The sequence below is a fragment of the Pseudomonas sp. Z4-7 genome, from assembly GCF_051131965.1.
Classification (GTDB): Bacteria; Pseudomonadota; Gammaproteobacteria; order Pseudomonadales; family Pseudomonadaceae; genus Aquipseudomonas.
Genome location: NZ_CP071642.1, coordinates 2,256,690 through 2,276,778, shown reverse-complemented (window position 1 = coordinate 2,276,778; position 20,089 = coordinate 2,256,690). Strand labels below are relative to the sequence as shown.

Annotated in this window: 22 protein-coding genes; 12 read left to right on the top strand and 10 right to left on the bottom strand. The window is 62.5% G+C overall.

Features of this window, described 5'->3' with window-relative positions:
- Positions 1-112 precede the first annotated feature (112 nt).
- A complete protein-coding gene (locus J3P91_RS10320) occupies positions 113-979 on the bottom strand; it encodes an NmrA family NAD(P)-binding protein (RefSeq protein ID WP_434603852.1) in 867 nt (288 codons plus the stop codon).
- A 122-nt stretch (positions 980-1,101) separates the two neighbouring features.
- On the opposite strand from J3P91_RS10320, the gene J3P91_RS10315 reads away from it, so the two are divergent.
- The 5 genes from J3P91_RS10315 to J3P91_RS10295 all read left to right on the top strand — a co-directional run bounded on the left by J3P91_RS10315 (position 1,102) and on the right by J3P91_RS10295 (position 5,454).
- A complete protein-coding gene (locus J3P91_RS10315; protein ID WP_434603850.1) occupies positions 1,102-1,977 on the top strand; it encodes a LysR family transcriptional regulator in 876 nt (291 codons plus the stop codon).
- A gap of 114 nt (positions 1,978-2,091) precedes the next feature.
- Positions 2,092-2,250, top strand: coding sequence for a DUF2986 domain-containing protein (locus tag J3P91_RS10310; protein ID WP_434603849.1), 159 nt, complete (start codon positions 2,092-2,094; stop codon positions 2,248-2,250).
- Between the two features lie 65 nt (positions 2,251-2,315).
- Positions 2,316-3,062 carry a hypothetical protein gene (locus tag J3P91_RS10305; RefSeq protein WP_434603848.1) on the top strand — a complete coding sequence of 249 codons (747 nt, stop codon included), beginning with the start codon at positions 2,316-2,318 and terminating at the stop codon, positions 3,060-3,062.
- Positions 3,063-3,869: a DUF6630 family protein gene (locus J3P91_RS10300; protein WP_434603847.1), complete on the top strand. Its 807-nt coding sequence runs from the start codon at positions 3,063-3,065 to the stop codon at positions 3,867-3,869.
- A gap of 631 nt (positions 3,870-4,500) precedes the next feature.
- Positions 4,501-5,454 carry an alpha/beta fold hydrolase gene (locus tag J3P91_RS10295; RefSeq protein WP_434603846.1) on the top strand — a complete coding sequence of 318 codons (954 nt, stop codon included), beginning with the start codon at positions 4,501-4,503 and terminating at the stop codon, positions 5,452-5,454.
- A 158-nt stretch (positions 5,455-5,612) separates the two neighbouring features.
- Here J3P91_RS10295 and J3P91_RS10290 read toward each other — a convergent pair whose 3' ends face one another.
- On the bottom strand, positions 5,613-6,020 hold the full coding sequence (locus J3P91_RS10290; RefSeq protein WP_434603844.1) for an ester cyclase: 408 nt from the start codon (positions 6,018-6,020) through the stop codon (positions 5,613-5,615).
- 300 nt (positions 6,021-6,320) lie between these two features.
- On the opposite strand from J3P91_RS10290, the gene J3P91_RS10285 reads away from it, so the two are divergent.
- Complete coding sequence (locus J3P91_RS10285; RefSeq protein WP_434603842.1) at positions 6,321-6,848, top strand: DUF3916 domain-containing protein; 528 nt, start codon at positions 6,321-6,323, stop codon at positions 6,846-6,848.
- Positions 6,849-6,871: 23 nt separating this feature from the next.
- On the opposite strand, the gene J3P91_RS10280 is transcribed toward J3P91_RS10285, so the two are convergent.
- Together J3P91_RS10280 and J3P91_RS10275 are read right to left on the bottom strand one after the other, a co-directional pair.
- Positions 6,872-7,264 carry a GFA family protein gene (locus J3P91_RS10280; RefSeq protein WP_434568958.1) on the bottom strand — a complete coding sequence of 131 codons (393 nt, stop codon included), beginning with the start codon at positions 7,262-7,264 and terminating at the stop codon, positions 6,872-6,874.
- Between the two features lie 30 nt (positions 7,265-7,294).
- Positions 7,295-8,221, bottom strand: coding sequence for a LysR substrate-binding domain-containing protein (locus tag J3P91_RS10275; RefSeq protein WP_434603840.1), 927 nt, complete (start codon positions 8,219-8,221; stop codon positions 7,295-7,297).
- Positions 8,222-8,353: 132 nt separating this feature from the next.
- Here J3P91_RS10275 and J3P91_RS10270 point away from each other — a divergent pair, with 132 nt between their 5' ends.
- Positions 8,354-8,758, top strand: a complete 405-nt coding sequence (locus J3P91_RS10270; RefSeq protein WP_434603839.1) for a RidA family protein — start codon at positions 8,354-8,356, stop codon at positions 8,756-8,758.
- Between the two features lie 155 nt (positions 8,759-8,913).
- Here J3P91_RS10270 and J3P91_RS10265 read toward each other — a convergent pair whose 3' ends face one another.
- The 4 genes from J3P91_RS10265 to J3P91_RS10250 all read right to left on the bottom strand — a co-directional run bounded on the left by J3P91_RS10265 (position 8,914) and on the right by J3P91_RS10250 (position 11,921).
- On the bottom strand, positions 8,914-9,393 hold the full coding sequence (locus J3P91_RS10265; protein ID WP_434568961.1) for a VOC family protein: 480 nt from the start codon (positions 9,391-9,393) through the stop codon (positions 8,914-8,916).
- A 66-nt stretch (positions 9,394-9,459) separates the two neighbouring features.
- Positions 9,460-10,761: an Nramp family divalent metal transporter gene (locus tag J3P91_RS10260; protein WP_434603836.1), complete on the bottom strand. Its 1,302-nt coding sequence runs from the start codon at positions 10,759-10,761 to the stop codon at positions 9,460-9,462.
- Between the two features lie 145 nt (positions 10,762-10,906).
- The gene (locus J3P91_RS10255) at positions 10,907-11,146 is read right to left on the bottom strand and encodes a hypothetical protein (RefSeq protein ID WP_434603833.1); all 240 of its coding nucleotides are present in this window, start codon (positions 11,144-11,146) and stop codon (positions 10,907-10,909) included.
- On the bottom strand, positions 11,139-11,921 hold the full coding sequence (locus tag J3P91_RS10250; RefSeq protein ID WP_434603830.1) for an MlaA family lipoprotein: 783 nt from the start codon (positions 11,919-11,921) through the stop codon (positions 11,139-11,141). The genes J3P91_RS10255 and J3P91_RS10250 overlap by 8 nt, the downstream gene beginning before the upstream one ends.
- Positions 11,922-12,250: 329 nt before the next feature.
- On the opposite strand from J3P91_RS10250, the gene J3P91_RS10245 reads away from it, so the two are divergent.
- From J3P91_RS10245 to kefC, 4 genes are all read left to right on the top strand, one after another.
- On the top strand, positions 12,251-12,961 hold the full coding sequence (locus tag J3P91_RS10245; protein WP_434568965.1) for a response regulator: 711 nt from the start codon (positions 12,251-12,253) through the stop codon (positions 12,959-12,961).
- Positions 12,958-14,307, top strand: a complete 1,350-nt coding sequence (locus J3P91_RS10240; protein WP_434603827.1) for a HAMP domain-containing sensor histidine kinase — start codon at positions 12,958-12,960, stop codon at positions 14,305-14,307. Before J3P91_RS10245 ends, J3P91_RS10240 begins: the two co-directional genes overlap by 4 nt.
- 103 nt (positions 14,308-14,410) lie before the next feature.
- Positions 14,411-14,932: a glutathione-regulated potassium-efflux system oxidoreductase KefF gene (kefF, locus tag J3P91_RS10235; protein WP_434603824.1), complete on the top strand. Its 522-nt coding sequence runs from the start codon at positions 14,411-14,413 to the stop codon at positions 14,930-14,932.
- A gap of 1 nt (position 14,933) precedes the next feature.
- The gene (kefC, locus tag J3P91_RS10230) at positions 14,934-16,760 is read left to right on the top strand and encodes a glutathione-regulated potassium-efflux system protein KefC (protein ID WP_434603821.1); all 1,827 of its coding nucleotides are present in this window, start codon (positions 14,934-14,936) and stop codon (positions 16,758-16,760) included.
- Here the strand turns inward: kefC and J3P91_RS10225 are convergent.
- Positions 16,757-17,998 (bottom strand): cytochrome P450, encoded by a 1,242-nt coding sequence (locus J3P91_RS10225; protein WP_434603818.1) that lies wholly within the window; start codon positions 17,996-17,998, stop codon positions 16,757-16,759. The genes kefC and J3P91_RS10225 overlap by 4 nt on opposite strands.
- Before the next feature lie 98 nt (positions 17,999-18,096).
- Positions 18,097-18,960 (bottom strand): aldo/keto reductase family oxidoreductase, encoded by an 864-nt coding sequence (locus J3P91_RS10220; protein ID WP_434603815.1) that lies wholly within the window; start codon positions 18,958-18,960, stop codon positions 18,097-18,099.
- A gap of 100 nt (positions 18,961-19,060) precedes the next feature.
- On the opposite strand from J3P91_RS10220, the gene J3P91_RS10215 reads away from it, so the two are divergent.
- On the top strand, positions 19,061-19,966 hold the full coding sequence (locus J3P91_RS10215; RefSeq protein ID WP_434603812.1) for a LysR family transcriptional regulator: 906 nt from the start codon (positions 19,061-19,063) through the stop codon (positions 19,964-19,966).
- The last annotated feature ends 123 nt before the right edge of the window (positions 19,967-20,089 follow it).

The window sequence follows — 20,089 nt, the reverse complement described above, 5'->3', positions numbered from 1 at the left end:
ATCGACTTCACCAGACGGAGCCAGTGTGAGAAGCGATCCCGAAATGAACAAGACAGGCGGATTGCAGATCATTGCTGCACAACATGCAGCAGTGACGCTTTGCTCCGGCGGCCTACTCTCCGGCAACCGCCTCGCGAACAAATGCCTCATAGCTGCGCAGCGGACGGCCGAGGATGGCCTGCAACCGGTCGACGGCGCCTTCGCTGGTCATGCCGAGCTGCTGGATGCCGGCCATCATCAGGCGCATGTCATAAGCCAACCAGGCGGGACCGAACGAAGCCATCTGCGCTTCGAAGGCCGCCAAATCGTCACCGCCGTAGGCAATCTCGCGCCCCAGCGCGGCGCTCCAGATCTTCGCCACCGACGCCCCGGTCAGCGCTTGCGGGCCGACCAGATCCAGGGTGATCCGCTCCAGCGGTGCCGAAGCCCTGTCACGGCGCAGCAACTCGGCCACGGCGACATCGGCGATATCGCGCGCATCGACCATCGAGACGCCCGCCGAGCCAATCGGCATCGGGTACACCGAGTAGTCCTGGATCGTTTGCTGGACCATGCGTTCGTTTTGCATGAAGTAGGCCGGGCGCAGGATCGTCGCGGCGATGCCGTGGCTTTCGATCATGCGTTCAACCGTGTGCTTGCCGGTGAAATGCGGGACGTTGGTGAACCGGTCGGCGTGGATCACCGAGAGGTAGACGACGCGCTCGATGCCTGCCTCTTGGGCGAGGTTCAGGGTGATCAGGGCTTGGGTGACCTCATCGGGCGTCACGGCGTTGAGCAGGAACAGCGTACGTACCGACGACAGCGCAGCGCGCAGCGACGGGACATCGGTCAGGTCCGCGACAACTTCCGTGACACCGGCCGCAAAGGCGCGTTTACCCGTTTGGCGCACCAGGGCTTTCACCTCGGCGCCCGCGTCGGCGAGGCCTTGCGTGACGAGTGAACCGATGGTGCCGGTGGCGCCGATGACGAGAATGCTCATGTGAATCTCCAGAAGTGGATGCAAGTGGATGAATCGAACCGCGTTGGAAAAAAGATAAGCCGTTGCATCCGCAAAACGAAGACCACAATATGTAGACGCCATGTCTCAAATCTGGAACAGCGATGAACCTGAATGCACTGATCGATTTCACACTCGTCGCCAGCAGCGAGGGATTGGGAAAGGCAAGCAGAGCAAGCGGCCGGTCCAAGGCGACCTTGTCGCGGCGCATCTCCGAGCTCGAAGAGCAATTGGGTGTGAGGCTGATCGAGCGCAGCGCGCGAGGCCTGAAGCTGACTGAAGCCGGCGAAACACTGCTGGCCCGGGCCGAGGGGCCGCTGGCCGAGGTGGCGGAGGCGTTGACGGCCGCGCGTGACGGAGGGTCGACGCCACGAGGACGCCTGCGTATCGCCTCCCCGGTGCTGTTCTCGCAGTTGGCGATGGGTCGGATCGGTGCCGAGTTTTGTGCGGCCTACCCGCAAGTCACCCTCGAAGTGGTGGCGGAAGATCGGCTGGTGGACCTCGTCGAGGATCAATTCGACGTCGCCATCCGGATCAATCCGAGCCCGGACAGCAGCCTGGTCGGGCGCTGCTTCGCCAAGGACCGGCTGGTGGTCGTAGCCGCCCCAGGCATACCCAGGCCAGAACCCGGCGCGATCCGCCCGGTTCCCGGCATCGTGATGCCGAGCTTCCAGCCCACCCACTGGACGCTCGATGGAGGGGAACTGGTGCTGGAGCCCATCCCCAATCTGCAGTTTTCCTCATTCCTGATGATCCGCGACGCCGCGATCGCCGGCGGTGGTGCTGCGCTCATTCCCCAATCGATCGCGTGGGATCAACTGGCCCGCGGTGAGTTGGTCCAATGGGGCACCGTGACCGGCGTCGAACCGCAACTCTGGGTCTTGCACACATCCAGGCGCCTGGCGGCGCCGAAGGTCCGCGCCTTCGTCGATTTCCTTTGCGCCAGGTACCCGGACATGTCGTTGGTGCTCAAGGGATAGGCGCAGCCGTTCACAAAAGACGACGCGGGAACCCGAACCCTAGCCACCGCCCCCTTTCGCACTTACGATACGTCACCGCAGCCGCTTCCCAATCGGACAAGCCGAGTAGAAAACATGAATCGCCGTAAAAAGATCAACCAGCTACTCAAGGCCAATGCAAAAAAGGCCAGTGCCAAGCTGGCGCCGAAGAGCAAGGACCGATACATCAGCAAAGCCGACCGACTCAAGGCGGCTGAAGCCGATCCAGAGGCGACCGTTTCCCCTGAAAGCTGATCCCTGCCTGTGACAGGCATCAGCACCCCGTCACGCCTCCCTCGAATGGACTTCCGGAGACACCTGTGCAACGTCTTATCCTTGGCATCGCCTGCATCGCACTGGCCGCTTGTGCCAGCCAGCAGTCCCGGACAAAACCGCTCAACGCGCCGGTCTTCACGTTCCGCAGCGTACCGTTGGCGGCCGATGGCCTTCCGGTCATCAACCCGGACGTGCTGAAAAGTATCGAACAACTGAACATGCCCGCGCCGGTCAAGACGCTGAGCTACGTGGAACTGGCCGGCACTGTCAACTACCCCAAGGAAAGCCGGCCGGAGCGTACCGAATATTTTCTGTCGAGCGACCCTGCCACCCGCCAACTGCGCATTACACACAAAAGCGAAAATCTCGACGGCCGCATGATCAGCTGGCGTGGCCTGCTCACGTTGTCAGGCCTGGAGCAGGCCAAGGCGTCTCGGAACACCGCAGTGATCGACAGCCTGACTTTTCGGGGTGATTGGCAACACATGCCGGTGGGCGGTCAATTGGGTTTCACTCGGCAAGGCAGTCTCACCAGCAACATCATCGGCACGTTGGGCACGGAGCCGAAAGTCGTCGACTGTCGCATCGACCGCGAATTGCCGGCCAAACAACTGAACCCGGCGCTGAGCGGCCAGGCCAAGGCCATGAGCTGCCAGGAACAGCGCCCGAGCCCCGGCCCCGTCCCCTTCGATCACTATTACTATCTGGTCGACTACGGCTTCTTTTTCCATGCCAGTACCGACAAAAGCGACTCCACTTCCATCGACATGCACATCAAGAGTGTGAAGTAGATGACCACCAACCCCATCGATCCACTGGCGCTTCAGCGCATCACCGCCGCCCACGGCACCCTTGAGGGTGCGTCGTACTTCGACGCGGAAGAAAGCCTGGTCCATGACCTGTTTCCCGATCGCATCGTTTTCCAGACCAACTACCTGGACCACAGCAGTTATGCAGTGGATGTCCTCGAAGGCGCGGTCCGGGTGCGCAAGACGCGGCTGGACAATTACCACCGGGGCCACAAGGCCCAAGTGATCGATGACGACATGGACGATGACGATTGGGCCGAACTTGGCGGTCTCTGGCAGCGTTTGAGCCTCGACCTCGACACCCAAGGCAACGGGCCACCCGTGGATCTGGCCGATACGCTGGCCGACCTGTTCGATGGACTTTTCGACGAGGCGCAGGCGCAAGCGCTGATCGACAACATGCCGGCCCCTACCGGCGAGTGGGATTGGGCCTGGACGCAAGTGCAATCGGCGCTTTCCGAGGCCGGGCAGCTGGCTGAATTCGAATGGAAGGAGTGGTCGTCCTCAGGCGTCTACGCCATCAATGCCCTCGCCCCGTTAAAGCAACTGAGCATCGAAATCCCTGCCCCGGACAGCAAGACCGTTGACGCCGTGAACCGCGCCGACGATTGGGAGCGCGCACTGCTGCAGTACTTCAACGCGCAGCTGGAACCCCACGATTTGAAGCTGCTGGCCATCGGCACCCATTTCGATGAATACCAAGCATTTGCCTGCCTGCCCATGAACGGCCTGGGCCTGGTCAATGCGTTGGAAATCCTCGGCAGGCTGGGCATCGTCTATAAATACTAAGCCTCTGGTGCGGCGATATTTCGTCGTCGCACAAACGTCCTCGATCCTCGGATATACCATGAAAAATTGTGTTTACTGCGGAGCCCTTATTCTCGCTGATAACGGTGAGTGCAAACGCTGCTCCGAGTCGATGAGGCAGGCGGCGGCCGAAACGCTCCCGCCGAGTTCCGGGACGCCGAGGTGGGTGAAAGTCGTCAAGTGGCTGTTTATCGGGCTGCTGGCAGCGGTGCTGATTGCCGCAGCGGTGATCGCCTGGGTGATCAAATCGTTGGGGCCGATGCCTTCGTTTGGGTGATCACACCTGCAATTTTTACTGCTTCTGTGGCGAGGGAGCTTGCTCCCGCTCGGCGGCGCAGCCGTCGTAATACCGAATCACCCGGTATACCTGCAAAACCGCATCCAGCCCATTGGGACTGCTACGCAGTCCAGCGGGAGCAAGCTCCCTCGCCACGGTGATCTTGCAGGTATCTGGAGCCCTGAGGTCTCCTGAGATTCCGCAGGTATCCGAAATCCCCATAGTTGCTATCAACGCCAGCGCCGTTCTCGTTGCGCTGCGCTCTCTCTAATCTGCCCACCAACGCGATCGATGACGATCCCGGCAGATCAAACACCCCTTATGGAGAGAGAAACGATGAACACCTTCAACCGCACCCTGGCTATCGCAACCCTGGCCCTGGCCACCGTCGGCGCCGAGGCGGCGACGCCCGTACAAGCCGGTGCCCCGGCCTCGGCCGTCGGCAGCGTGGTGCAGTCGTCCAGCTACATCACCACCAAGGATGGCGTCCAGCTCTATTACAAGGATTGGGGCCCGCGTAACGGCCAGGTCGTCACCTTCAGCCACGGCTGGCCGCTGGACTCCGACAGCTGGGAAGGCCAGATGATGTTCCTCGCCTCCAAGGGCTACCGCGTGATTGCGCACGACCGTCGCGGTCATGGTCGCTCCAGCCAGCCGTGGGAAGGCAACGACATGGACCACTACGCCGACGACCTGGCGGCAGTCATCGAAGCGCTGGACCTGAAGGACGTGACCCTGGTCGGCTTCTCGACGGGGGGCGGCGAAGTGGCGCGTTACATCGGTCGCCACGGCACCGGTCGAGTCAAGAAAGCCGTGCTGGTGTCCTCGGTGCCGCCGCTGATGCTCAGGGCCGACACCAACCCCGGCGGCTTGCCACTCGAAGTCTTCGACGGCCTGCGCAAAGCGTCCCTGGAGAACCGTTCGCAGCTGTACCTGGACATCGCTTCCGGCCCGTTCTATGGCTACAACCGCAAGGGTGCCAAGCCATCCCAAGGCCTGATCCAGTCGTTCTGGGCGCAGGGCATGCAAGGTGGCAGCAAGAACACCTATGACTCGATCGCGGCGTTCTCGGCGACCGACTTTCGCGGCGACTTGAAAAAATTCGACGTGCCGACGCTGGTGATCCACGGTGACGACGACCAGATCGTGCCCATCAATGCCTCAGGCCGGGCTTCGGCGGCGCTGATCAAGGGCGCTCGATTGATCGTCTACCCAGGCGCGCCGCACGGCTTGACCGAGACGCACAAGGATCGCCTGAACCAGGACCTGGTGACTTTCCTCAAGGAATAACCCCCGGAAAACGATCGCGGATAACTGGGTGGGAGATAACCTGTGGGAGCGAGCCTGCTCGCGAAGACGGCAGCAGATTCAACACCTCTGCAAGCTGTGCCACCGCTTTCGCGAGCAGGCTCGCTCCCACATTCATTCACTCAATCATTCATTTGTGCTCAAAGCCCTTCTCCGGAAGGGCTTTCGCGTTGGAGCGCCGCTTCCACCGCCGCCTTGTCGATGACCGACCACACGCGAACGATTTTTCCGCCATCGAAGGCGTAGAACACATTCTCGGAAAAGCGAATCCGCCGGCCATCGGTCTCAAGCCCGAGAAACCGGCCGCGCGGCGAGCAATCGAACAGCAGCCGGGCCGCGACATTCGGCGGTTCGACTACCAGCAGGTCGATAATAAAACGCAAGTCCGCAATGGTCCTCACGTCGTTTTCCAGCATCGCCCGATAGCCCGCCAAACCCACCGGTTCGCCGTTGTATTGCACGCTATCGTCGACAAAATTGCCCAGTTCCTGCCAGCGACGGTCATTCAGGCAGTCGATGTAATTGCGGTATTGCTCGGCCAGGTCCATTTCCCCGTTCCTCGGTTCCCAAGGCGTATCTGGGCTGACCACAGAGGATGGGCAAGGTTCTGGGCCGCCATCGCGAGCAGGCTCGCTCCCACACTGGATTCGGGGCGGCCTTCGATCCTATGTCCACCGCCAAACCCCTGTGGCAGCGAGCCTGCTCGCGATGGCGTAGCACCGGTAAGCAAACAAGCCCCGTTCAGCCTTCGCGTTGCACTACTGCTACCTGACCCAGTCATTGAGCGAAATCAAATGACACTGAATTCCTCGATGTAGGCCTTGGATTGTCCCATCCGGCCCCAGAGAATGATCGCCCAAATTCGGCAGGGCTCAACAATGCGGCAAATCAGCATCAACGGAAAACCACTCAGGGGCCTCCACCGTCGCCTTCGCTCGATCGAGCGCTGGGCATCGGGCTTTGAAGGCAATTTTTATCCGAGGCCGGAAGACAGGCGCTATGCAAACTGGAAGATTCCGGTCCACGAACTCCTGGTCGAAGGCGATCGAGCCAGGATCGAAGCCCAGGCCTTTTGTATCCAGCAACTGCTTGAAGCTGCAACGCATCTGTCCAGTGCCGCCGACCGTTCACAGGGCTACTACCGAGTCGCGTGCCTGCTGACATGGCCATGGGTGTTTGAAAGCGAAGTCACGATTTTCTACGACCAGGACTACTACCTACGTTTTCTGGGCGAAGCCAACGCGCTCGAACCGCAACGGCTCAGCGACAAGCTCGCCCTGCACGTTCCAACGCACTTCATCGAGCATGGACATGAGGTCACTCGACCTTACGACGAAAACAAAGTCCAACAGTGGTGCATAGGGGAGCCAGCCTGAGGCTCTGCCTGGCCAGGAGCACCCTACCCCTCAAACCGCCCCGTGCCCTCGCGATCATGTTCATAGCGCCGTGATAGTGGAAACGCCGGCAACCAGGATTCGCGGCGCACGGTCCAGCTTTCGTAGGTGGGCATCAGTTGGTCGGGCGCATCCAGCGTGCCCAGGTTGACTTCGACCTCGTCGCCGCTGCGGGCGAAGACGGACGAGCCGCAGTGGGGGCAGAAAAAACGTCCGGCATAATCCCGGGTTTCACCACTGACGGTCACCGCGTCCCGGGGGAACACGGCGGCGGCGAAAAACAGTGCGCCATGGTGTTTGCGGCAATCCAGGCAGTGGCACAGGCCAACCCGGTATGGCCGCCCTGAAGCTTCAATGCGCACGTTGCCGCACAGGCAACCGCCAGTGAATCGGTCCATCGTCGATCTCCTCTGCATTCGAGAAAATTTTCATGACACAGGCCGACCAATAATAGGCGCATGTTGCGCCATCAGCTCCACCACCCAGTCGATGAATACCCGCAGCTTGGCGCTGATGTGCCGGTTCGGCGGGTAAGCCACGTAAAGCGGCATCGACTCCAGGCGCCAGCCTTCGAACAGCGGCACCAGCGCGCCTTGCGCTTCGTGTGGGCGGGACATGTACTGGGGCAGCCATAACACGCCCAGCCCCGCCAGGCCGGCTGCGAGATAAGCGTTGCCATCGTCGACGGCGAGCGCATGGCGGCCCTTGATATGAAGGTGTTCGTCATCCTTGTGCATGGCATAAGGCAGCGCCTTGCCGGTGCGCGCCCAGAGGAAACCGACGATGCGGTGCGCGGAATCTTCCAGCTCCCGGGGATGCAGGGGGATGCCCTCGCGCGCCAGGTAACTCGGCGCCGCAAAGACGCCCAGGGCCAGGTCGCCGACCCGCCGGGCGATCAGTGACTGGTCTTTCAGTTCACCGCCGCGCACCACGCAATCGACATTTTCGTCGAGCATGTCGACGATGCGATCGCTGACGCCCAGGTCAATCTGGATGTCCGGGTAGCGCTGATAGAAACCCGGCAATGCCGGCACCAGGATCATCGCGGCCAGCGGACTCGGCACGTCCACCCGCAGCCGTCCACGGGGCAGCGACTGGGCAGTGGACAAGCTGGTTTCGGCGTCGTCCAGGTCGGCCAGCAGGCGAATCGCCCGCTCGTAGAAAACCGCGCCGTCCGCGGTGACATTGACCTTGCGGGTGGTGCGGTTGAGCAGCCTGACGCGCAGCCGCGCCTCCAGCTGCTGCACCAGTTGGGTCACGGTGGTCTTGCTCATGTGCAGGGTCTCGGCGGCCTTGGTGAAACTGCCCGCCTCCACGACACGTACGAACGCCTGCATCGCATCGAAACGATCCATGGGTGCCTCGGATTGTTTGGGTTCTACAAACAGTGATCGCCAAGGTTGCTCGTTTATCGCCCGGACACAAGCCCCTAGAGTGACTTCATCGTTGATTTCCCGCCGCTTGCGGCTCATTTGATGGAGACACCCATGACACAGCGCGACGTTGTTTTCCCAGCCGGCCGCCAGGCGCTCTACGAGCGCAACCGTTACTCGCCGGCGATTCGTTCCAATGGTTTCCTGTTCGTCTCCGGGCAGGTCGGCAGTACCGAGGACGGTTCACCGGAGCCGCTCCTGGAGGATCAGGTCCGGCGTGCGTTCAACAATCTGAAGGCGATCCTGGCGGCTGCCGATTGCAGCTTTGACGATGTGGTTGACGTGACGGTCTTCATGGTCGATCCGCAGTCGATATTCGAGCGAGTCTGGAGCGTCGTGCCGGAATTCTGGGGCAACGCGCCGCACCCGACGCTGACGGCGGTGGGCGTGACGTGGTTGTATGGTTTTCAGTTCGAGATCAAGGTGATTGCCCGGTTGCCGGAAACCACCGGGAGCTGATAGCTGTATCGACAGTACCGGCGCCATCGCGAGCAAGCTCGCTCCCACAGGGAAGAGGTGTGAACTCAAGGTTCGGTCTCCCCATGGAGCCCATGTGGGAGCGAGCTTGCTCGCGATAGCGGTAGTTCAGCTTGCATCAATGGGGGTACTGCCGGTCAGCCCCTCACCGCCGCCTCAATCGCTGCAATATCGATCCTGGTCATGCTCATCATGGCTTCGAAGGCGCGCCTGGCGGCGGCTTTGTCGGCGCTGGTGATGGCTTCGACCAGCACCCGCGGGCTGATCTGCCACGACACGCCCCACTTGTCCTTGCACCATCCGCAGGCGCTCGCCTGGCCGCCGTTGTCGATGATTGCGTTCCACAAGCGGTCGGTTTCGGCCTGGTCATCGGTGGCCACCTGGAAAGAAAACGCTTCGTTGTGCTTGAACATCGCCCCGCCATTCAGGCCGATACAGGGGATGCCGATCACGGTGAAATCCACGGTGAGCACGTCGCCCTCCTGGCCCGCCGGGTAGTCGCCGGGCGCGTGGTGGATGGCGTTCACCGCACTGTCGGGAAAGGTAGCCGCGTAGAACTGCGCAGCTTCCTGAGCGGTGCCGTCATACCAGAGACAGATCCTGTTCTTGTTGTTCATCCGGATTCTCCGCAAGGGGCTGGACCGTGAAGTCTAGCAGCCCCTCCAGAGATGAATGAGCAGACCTCAGGTAAACAGATCGACGCCCAGCTGGAACGCGACCCACAACGCCAGGCCAGTGGCGAATACCAGCGCGATATTCTCGAACAGGTTGTTGCGGTATTCCTTGCTCAGCAGCGACTTCTGGTTGGACATGATCAACAGGCCCAGGGAGATCACCGGCAGGCCGATGATGTTCAGGGCGTTGACACCAATGGTCAGGGTCACGAAGTCCGGCATGCCGGGCAAGGACCAGATCAGCGGCGTCACCAGGATGAACAGCATGAACCACTTGTGCATCGGGTCACGGTGGAACTCTTTGCCATAGCGCTCACGACGCTCGGGGCGTACGTGCTGGAAGGCGTCGGTGATGAGCATCGGGAACGCCGTGGTCTTGCCGGAAATACTGGCGAACAGCGTGGCGAAGACACCGATGAAGAACACATACCAGCCAATCGGGCCGAAGAAGATTTCCAGGGCCTTGCCCAGGTCACCCAGGGTTTTGACTTCGATGCCGTTGGGCCGCAGGATCTCCGCGCCGACGATCCAGATCGCCAGGTTGATGATGATCCCGACGAACACCGCAAACAGCAGGTCGTTGCGCTGGATGCGCTTGTGCTCCGGACCCACCCAGCCTTTCTGGCGCATCACGTAGGGATGAACGAAGTTGGCGATGGAACCCGCCACCGCGCCGATCACCGAGACCGCCACCAGCAGCGCACCGTGCACACCTTCATCCGGCGGAATGCTGAAGCCGATGGTGCCTTTGACGATACCGGCGACATCCGGGCCGGACATCACCGCCAGGGCCAGGAACGCCAAAGTCATGATCGCCAGCAGCGCCTTCATCACGCCTTCGATCATCGAATAGATATTGCGCCCGACGAGCATCCACACCGCCAGCACCACCGCCACCGAACAGAGCAGCGGATAATCGGTCTTGAGCAGCATCGCCAAGGCCTCGCCGGCACCCTTGATCATGTAGGCATTCATCAGGTGCCCCATGAGCAGCGCATACACCAGCATGAACCAGGCAAAAAACGGATTGAGTTGCGCGTAGCCCTGCAGGATGGTCATGCCCTGGTTATTACAAAGCTGGAAGCGCGCGATGATGTTGACGATCAGGTAGCGCAGCAGCAGAGACACCGCCAGCACCCACATCATGGCGTAGCCGTAGTTGGCACCGGCTACGGATGAGGTGATGAGGTCGCCTGCGCCCAGCCAGGAAAGTACCGCGATGATGCCCGGGCCTAGAAGCTTCAACAGTCGTACGAAGCGGCTTTGCGCGGGGGCTGCAGCCTGCCCTTCGACGGAAGGTATGCTCGACATGGATGGAGTCTCCGTTGTTTTTTTTGTGAGAAACGGACACAGTCGACCATATTTCGTACGACATCGTACAACTCTAATTTATCGAGAGTATGTAAAAATGTTTCATCACTGCTCGGGCGGCAAACAGCCATTATTGAACCCGCTGTCAGTGGCCCTCCCCTCGTTCGCCGTTATTGATCATCCACCGAATCATGCTCGCCAGCGGCACGCGATAGTGCTGGGTGGCGCACAAGCCGGCTTGCTCGGGGTCGTACCATTCGACGTAGCGGCTGAGCAGCACATGCCGGCCATCCTCGGCGAGCCGCAACTCGACTTCGCGGCAATGCAACGCACCTTGGTCGAGTGTCTTCACTCGACGATGCAGGACCAGCGCCTGGCTATTCATCCCCGGCACCCTGTTCCTGGCATTGCGGGTTGTCCTGGACGGCTCCCAGTTTCCCGTCGGCGACAAAATCGGCGCGCCGCTGGGCGACCGCGTCTCGCAGCGCCACGTAGTAATCGGCCTGGGTCTGCAATTTGTCGGTGAGCGGCAGCGCCTCGGCGCGGCCATCGACGACGCCGCCCACGGTCTTGATCGTGCCCAGGGTTTCGACGGTATCGCTGTTGCTGCCGAACGGGTCCACCGCGAAACTCACCACTTTGCCAGTCGCGTCCCTCAGGTTGCCAGTGCCGAACAATGGCAATTCCACGATCGGCCCCGGAGCGATATTCCAGACGCCGAAAGTCTGGCCGAAATCGGATTCGTGACGGGCGATGCCCATCTTGCCCGACACGTCGATCAGCCCGACGATGCCCACCGTGGTGTTGATGACAAAACGGCCCAGAGTGGTGACCGAGCGCTCGCCGTTGCCTTGCAGCAAATCGTTGATGAAGACCTTGGGCTCGCCGAAGTTGGCGACGAAGTTGTGCACGCCGCTCTGGAACATCTCTGGCAGTTTGCGATAACCACGGGCGATGGGGGCCAGGGCATAGTCGTCCACGGTACGGTTGAAGGCGAAGATGCCGCGGTTCACCGGTTCCGCCGGATCATGCACGGCATAGGGCATATTCTCGCAGCTGCCCGGTGTCGCGGGCGGCGTGCTGCTGCAACCGCTGGCAAACGCCGCCAGCGCAACGACGACGGTGGATCGAACAAGCAGCGCGGGTCTGGCGATCGGCATACAGAATTATCTCGGCGAGGAATAAGGGCTGCCTGCCAGTTGAAAGCCGAACACCAAACCCGTGGCGAGGGAGCTTGCTCCCGCTGGGTCGCGAAGCGGCCCTAAAAATCCATGAGCGCTTCGCACTCAAGCGGGAGCAAGCTCCCTCGCCACAGGTTCAGTGCACAGCTTCACTGGCCGGCATCGAGGCAATCCTGCCGCGGTTTTCTTGCCCGAAGATTTCCGCAATGTTGCGCGCCGGTCGCTTTATTTCCGGATTGAAATATATGACGCAAGCGGCGGATTGACCCTAGTATCGCCTCCTGTATCCATTGCCCGACGTGACCCCTGTGAGCCACCTACTCCTGGTGGACGACGACCTCGAAGTCCTCGCCCTCCTGCGCAAATTCCTCGAACAACATGGCTACAGCGTCGAAGTGGCCGCCGACGGCGCGGCGCTGTGGCAGGCGGTCGAGCGGCGGATGCCCGACCTGATCATCCTCGACGTCATGCTGCCGGGCGACAACGGCCTGGTGCTCTGCCAGCGGCTGCGGGCCGAACACCGGGTCGGGATCATCATGCTCACCGCCATGGGCGAACTGAGCGACCGCGTCGTCGGCCTGGAAATGGGCGCCGACGATTACCTGACCAAACCCTTCGACGCCCGCGAGCTGCTGGCCCGGGTCCGTGCCGTCCTGCGGCGTACCGGCGAAGCCAGGGGCAGCCTGGGCGATATCTCCCGGCCGGTGCTGGAATTCGAGGGCTGGCAGCTGGACGTCACCCGTCGCGAGTTGCGCTCCCCCGACAAGGTCATGATTCCGCTGTCCACCGGCGAGTTCGAACTGCTACTGGTCTTCGCCGAACATCCGCGCCGCGTCCTCACCCGCCAGCAACTGCTGGACCTGGCCCGGGGCGAAACCTTCGACGCATTCGACCGCAGCATCGACGTGCAGGTCAGCCGCCTGCGGCGCAAATTGGAGACCGACGTCACGGGGCCGTCGATGATCCGTACCATCCGCAACAGCGGCTACCTGTTCAGCCCTCACGTGGTGAAGCGATGACCGCCAACCCCTCGAAGATGCCTCGCCCCAGGGACACCGTGGCGCGCTGGATTGCCCTGACCACCATGGTCTCGATGCTGACGCTGCTGGCCCTCAATGAACTGTTCAGCCTGGTGGCCGGTGCGTGGGCGCGCCCTCCCCTGATGGAAACCGGCCTGATGGACAAGGCTGCGGCGATCACGCGCATCATCGACGCGGCCGATCCCGGCCAACGGCACGCCATTGCCCGTATCGCCAGCGACCCCGGGATCAACGTACAGTGGCTGCAGCGCTATGAGGAGGCGCATCTGCCGGTGATCGGGGATCCGGAGTTCAGCGAAGGCTCGGCGTTCCTGCACCAGCAATTGAACAGGCCCGACGCCCGGATCGAGGCCTACGAGCCCAACGACTGGCCGGCCGCTGATGACCCGGGCAGACGCTACGCCGTGATCATCGAGCTGTCTGACCACACCTGGGTCATCTTCTCCGTGGGCTCGCGCAGCTGGGGGCTGGGGGAATGGCAGCGCAACCTGATCATCATCGCGTTGATCCTGCTGTCGACCTTCATCGTCGCCCTGATTGCCACGCGGCACCTGGCAACCCCGCTGGAGCGTTTCGCCGAGGGTGCCCGGCGCTTCGGCGTGGACTTCCGGGCGCCGCCGATCCCGGTCGTCGGCCCCTTCGAGATCCGCCAGGCGATCCTGGCGTTCAATGCCATGCAGGCCCAGCTCAAACATTTCGTCCAGGACCGCACGCAAATGCTGGCGGCCATCTCTCATGACCTGCGGGCGCCGTTGACCCGCATGCGCCTGCGCGGCGAATTCATCGAGGACGCCGAACAGCAATCGCGGTTGTTCCGGGACGTCGACGAGATGCAGGCGATGGTCAACGCCGCGCTGGAATTCTTCCGCGACGAAGCACGCCTCGAACACGCCACCGCATTCGACCTGGCGGAGCTGCTGCACACCATCGTCGATGATTTCAGGGACGGCGGCATCGAAGTGTCTTTCGAGGGCGCCCAGCGGCTGGTCTACGTGGGCCGCCCCATCGGGATCAAGCGCGCGCTGACCAACCTGATCGACAACGCGGTCAAATACGCCAGCGAACCGAGTGTTCAACTCAGGACCTTCATCGATCGCATCGAGATCCGCATCCAGGATCGCGGCCCGGGCATTGCGCCCGAATACCATGAGCAGGTCTTCGCACCGTTCTTTCGCATCGAGGGTTCACGCAACAAAAATACCGGCGGCGTCGGCCTGGGCCTGTCGGCGGCTCGGGCGACGGTGCTGGAGCACGGCGGCACACTGACGCTCAGGAACCGCCGGGGCGGCGGCCTGGAGGTCAGGGTCTCGCTCCCGCTCAATTGACCCTGGCAAGGCTCGCCCGGGAACAATCTCCTAAACATCACGCGCCTTCCCCGGTAGGATGTCCGGCCTTTCGACCCGGACCCAGCCGCCTGGAACTGCCCCGATGATCCTGATCGTATACGCCCATCCCTACCCCGACCAGTCGCGGGTCAACCAGCAGATGCTCAAGCGCGCCGGCGCCAATCCGGACGTGGTCATACGCTCGCTCTACGATCTCTACCCGGATTTCGACATCGACGTCGAGGCGGAACAGCGCGCCGTCGAACAGGCACAGCTGGTCGTCCTGCAGCACCCGATGTACTGGTACAGCATGCCGCCCCTGCTCAAATTATGGATCGACAAAGTCTTCACCCATGGCTGGGCGTACGGCAAAGGCGCCACGGCCCTGAACGGCAAAAGCCTGCTGTGGGCCGTCACCACGGGTGGCGAACACGATCATTTTCGGATGGGCGCCTACCCCGGCTTTGCCGTGCTGGCGCAGCCGCTCCAGGCCACGGCGCTCTACTGTCATATGCGCTGGCTGGAACCGCTGGTCGTGCATGGTGCGTTTGCCGGCGACGCCGAGGCCCAACGCGAGCAAATCGAACACTATGGCGAACGCCTGGCCGCCTGGAAGGAAGATTGATATGGAAACTCACAGCCTGATCGAAATGCTCATCTACCTGGCCTCGGCGACACTGATCGTACCGATTGCCGTCCGGTTGGGCCTGGGCCCGGTGCTCGGTTATCTGCTGGCCGGGTGCGTGATCGGCCCGTGGGGGCTGAAGCTCATTACCGACGTCAAGGCCATCCTGGAATTCGCCGAAATCGGCGTCGTGCTGATGCTGTTCATCATCGGTCTTGAGCTCGACCCCAAGCGCCTCTGGGCGCTGCGCCGGATGGTATTCGGTGGCGGCGCGCTGCAGATGCTCGCTTGCGGTGCCGCCATTGCTGCGTTCTGCGCGGCGCTGGGCCTGGGCTGGACGGCGGCGTTGTTGGTGGGCTTGACCCTGAGCCTTTCGTCCACGGCCATCGCCATGCAGGCCATGAGCGAACGCAACCTGAACGCTACCGCCGTGGGCCGCAGCAGTTTTGCCGTCCTGCTGTTCCAGGACATCGCGGCCATTCCCCTGGTGGCCATGATCCCGTTGCTCTCGGCCCATGGCGACACCCCCTCGGGCATGGCCCTGGCGTTGTCGATCGTCAAGATCGTCGCCGCCATCAGCGTCGTCGTGCTGCTCGGGCGCTACGTGACACGGCCGCTGTTGCGCTTCGCCGCGCGCTCGGGCCTGCGTGAAATCTTCAGTGCCGTGGCGCTGTTCCTGGTATTCGGCTTCGGCTTTCTGCTGGAAGAGGCCGGCCTGTCGATGGCCATGGGCGCATTCCTCGCCGGCGTGTTGCTGGCGAGTTCCGAATACCGCCATGCCCTGGAAAGCGACATCGAACCGTTCAAGGGCCTGCTGCTGGGGCTGTTTTTCATCGGCGTCGGCATGTCGATCGACTTCGGCACGCTGATCGACGCACCGCTGAAAGTCATCACCCTGACCGTCGGGTTCATCCTGATCAAACTGCTGGTGATCAAGGCCGTCAGCCGCTTCCTGAATGTCCCCGCCGGCCAACGTTCCTGGCAGGCGGTATTGCTCGGCCAGGGCAGCGAGTTCGCCTTTGTGGTGTTCGGCGCCGCGACATTGGCGGGCATCCTGACCGACCAGTGGGGCAAGAGCCTGACGCTGGCGGTGGCCCTGTCGATGTGCGTGACGCCGCTGCTCATTCTGCTGCTGGAGCGAATCGAGTCGGCCAGCAAGAAAGACCGCCAGGAATCCGACCTCGTCGACCAGCAGAACCCGCGGGTGATCATTGCCGGCTTCGGCCGTTTCGGACAGATCGCCGGACGTTTGCTGATGTCCTGCGGCGTCGAGGTAGTGGTTCTGGACCACGACCCCGACAACATCGAGACGCTGCGCAAATTCGGCGTGAAAGTGTTCTACGGCGACGCCACGCGCCTCGACCTGTTGCACGCGGCCGGCGCGGCACAGGCGGCGGTGCTGATCAACGCGATCGACGATCAGCAAGACAACCTGACGCTGACCCGGTTGGCCCAGGAGCACTTCCCCACGTTGAAACTCGTCGTCCGCGCGCGGGACATGGGCCACCTGATCAACCTGCGGCAGATGGGCGTCGAGGTTGCCGAGCGGGAAACCTTCGAAAGCGCGCTGGCGTTGGGTCGCCGGGCACTGGTGCAGATGGGTGTCGGCGTTTACGAGGCGCGCGAACGCGCCGATCAGTTCCGCCGCTTGAATCTGCAGATGCTCGAAGAAATCGTCGCCCAACCGGAAGATGACCTCACGTTCCGGCACGACGCCTACCGACGCGCCAACGCGTTGCTCACCGAGATGTTCAACGAAGACCGCGCCCGTCCCGTCGACAGCTGGCCGGAACACCATCGAAACGAGACGGATGAGGCGCGTGGCTAGCCGGTCACCACTGACATCAGCACCGGCTCCCTGGGCAACATGGGCAGGCGTTGAAAATCGACGTCTTTCACCACCAGCCGCCATTGCACATGGCGGCACAGATGTTCGAAGGTTTTCTGCATCAGGGCCAGCGTCAGCGGCTCGCCCGGGCAGCGGTGATAGGTGTATTCCCCGCCGCCCTGGCTGATGACAGAGGTTCTCATGGGGCACTGGCCGAAACGTTCGGGCGCAAAACTTTCCGGGGTTTTCCAGTGCGCCGGATCACGGTTGGAGCCAAACAGATCGAGCAGCACCCGAGTGCCTTTTTCGAAGCGGTAGCCTCGCCACTCGAAACTCTCGCGCACAAACGCCGCCACCATCGGAAAGAACGCGTAAAAGCGCCGCGTTTCCTCGGCAAAAGCCCAAGCCGCAGCGTCATCGCGACCAATGCTGGCGCGCCATTGCGGCCGGCGTTCCAACTCGATCAGCCCGAACAACAGAAAGCGCCCCACCGCCACCACTGGACGCAAGATATTTAGCAGCTCCACTGCCGCTATCCGCGGTGGGAGCAACTGGCCCTGCTCATCGCGATGCCATGCGAGTTGTTGCAGCGGGGTCTGCGGCGATGCTGGCGCCGGGTCTTGCCGACAGTTTTTTATCCAGCGCGCCGCCTGGGCCTCGCAGGCCTTGCGCCGCATCCAGGCGGCCGGCATCCGCCAGTCGACGCGGCCGTTGCCATCGATCAGCGAGGCGAGCCGACGGGTCAACCGGTGCATTTGCCGATCACTCATCATTGGCACGCCGGCCCACTCGCAGACCGATCGACACAGCAGCGCCTCGATCCACGGCAGGAATTCGATCGGCTGGTTCGTCGCAAGCTTCGCCGCCGCTTCGCTCAAGTGAGCCTCGTAGAGGCCGACCAGGCGGTTTACGCTTTCCTTGTCCAGCACGTCGAGAAACAGCTGCTTGCGTCGCGCATGAGGTGCGCCATCCAGGCCCTGGACGCCGCCCGCGCCCAACAGGATGTTGCGCAGCGGCGCCGGTGTCGACGTGGGGGTCCGGACGAAGCGCCGCGCATCGTAGAACAGCTCCGCCGCTTCCAGCCCACTGAGGCACAGCGTGCGCCGCCCCAGCAGTCGGGTCTGGAAAACCGGACTGCCATAGGCGACGCAACGCTTGCGTATGAACGGGTAGCCCTCGCGCAAGAATGCCAAGGTCGAATCAGCCCAGCGGTGGCCGGGAATAGAAGGGTCTGCCATGACGAAATCCTTGCCTGACAACGATATGTCTGGGACATCGCCCGGCTGGACCCTGTTCGATTTTTCAGGCGAATGGAGACTGCCCAGAGGGGCTGCGGCTAAACCATGGCGTCAAGCTCAGCCAACATAGGCGCCGGAATCTGCAGCTCACTGGCCGAGATATTTTCCCGCAGGTGAGCCACTGACGACGTACCGGGAATCAGCAGGATATTCGGCGCACGTTGCAGCAGCCATGCCAGCGCAACGCACAGCGGCGACGCCTCCAGGCGCGCGGCAATGTTCGACAACGCTTCCGACTGCAGCGGCGTAAAGCCACCCAGCGGGAAGAACGGCACGTAGGCAATGCCTTGGCGACCCAGGTCGGCGATGAGTTGTTCGTCGTCGCGATGGGTCAGGTTGTAGTGATTCTGCACGCAGACCACCTTGGCGATACCCTGGGCCTCCTTGACCTGCGCCGCCGTGACGTTGCTCAGGCCCAGTTGGCGAATCAGGCCTTGGCGCTGCAGCTCGGCCAATGCTGTGAAGGACTCTTCAATCGATCCTTCCGCGGGCGCATGCACATCGCCCATGACCCGCAGATTGACCACGTCCAGCACCTCGACGTCGAGGTTGCGCAGATTGTCGCGCACCGCACGAGTCAGCTCGGCGGGGCTCTGGGCTGCGTTCCATGACGCATCGGCGCCACGAACCGCGCCGACCTTGGTCACGATGACCAGGTCGTCGGCGTAAGGGTGCAACGCCTCGCGGATCAGCTGGTTGGTGACATGGGGTCCGTAAAAATCGGCGGTGTCGATGTGGTTGACCCCAGCGGCCAGCGCTTCGCGCAGCACGGCGATGGCCGCCGCCGGATCCTTGGGCGGTCCGAAGACCTGCGGCCCCGCCAGTTGCATCGCGCCGTAGCCCATGCGGTTGACCGTACGATCACCCAGTAAATAAGTCCCCGCCTTGTCTGCCCTGCTCATCGCGTACCCCTTGAATTAGTCCGTGTGAGCCGACTATAGGCGTTGACCACTCTACTGATAATCAGGTGCAATCCGAACGGGTTGTACGACGGAGAGAACAATGGCTACGGACATTCAAGACTTGCTGGCCTTTGTGGCGGTGGTCAATGCGCGGGGATTTCGAGAAGGCGCCCGGCTCAGCGGCAAATCCGCCTCCAGCCTCAGCGACGCGGTACGCCGGATCGAAAGCCGACTCGGCGTGCGCCTGCTCAACCGCACCACCCGCAGCGTGGTGCCGACCGAGGCCGGCGCACGGTTGATGGAACGCATCGTGCCGGCCCTGGGCGAAGTCGAATCCGCGCTGGACGTGGTCAACGATTTTCGCGACCGCCCTTCCGGTACCCTCAGGTTGAACGTGCCGGTCAGCGCCGCCCGACTGGTGCTACCGTCGATCATCGCGCCGTTCCTGAAAAGCTACCCCGACATCCGCCTCGAAGTCGTTACCGAAGAAAGCTTTGTCGACATGCTGGCGGCCGGGTGTGATGCAGGCATTCGCTACGACGAACGCCTCGAACAGGATATGATCGCGATCCCCATCGGCCCGCGCTTTCAACGCTTCGCGACCGCCGCCGCACCGGCGTACCTCGACGCCCGGGGCCGCCCCGAGCACCCAAGGGACCTGCTGCAACACGCTTGCCTGGCCGGCAAGTTCCCCAGCGGCGCCTTGCCGCTGTGGGAGTATGAGCGTGACGGCGAAACCATCAGCGTCGAGCCGAACGGCCCATTGCTGGTGCGCATTGGCGGCGCCATGGACCTGGCCGTCCAGGCCGCGGTGGATGGACTCGGGATCGTCCACCTGTTCGAGGACTGGCTGCGCCCCTACCTGGACAGCGGTGTCCTCGAACCGGTACTCGAACCCTGGTGGCAGCGCTTTACCGGACCATTCCTCTACTACCCCGGCCGCCGCTACCTGCCCTCGCCGCTGCGGGCGTTTGTGGACTTCATCAATCAAAACCGGGGTGACTGAGGCGCTTGCTGCGCGACCGCAAACCCAACATCTCCGCCATCAGAACCACCGCTTTCGCGAGCAGGCTCGCTCCCACAGGAGACCTGCGGCGCATGCACATCCAACGCCCAATCTCATTTCCAC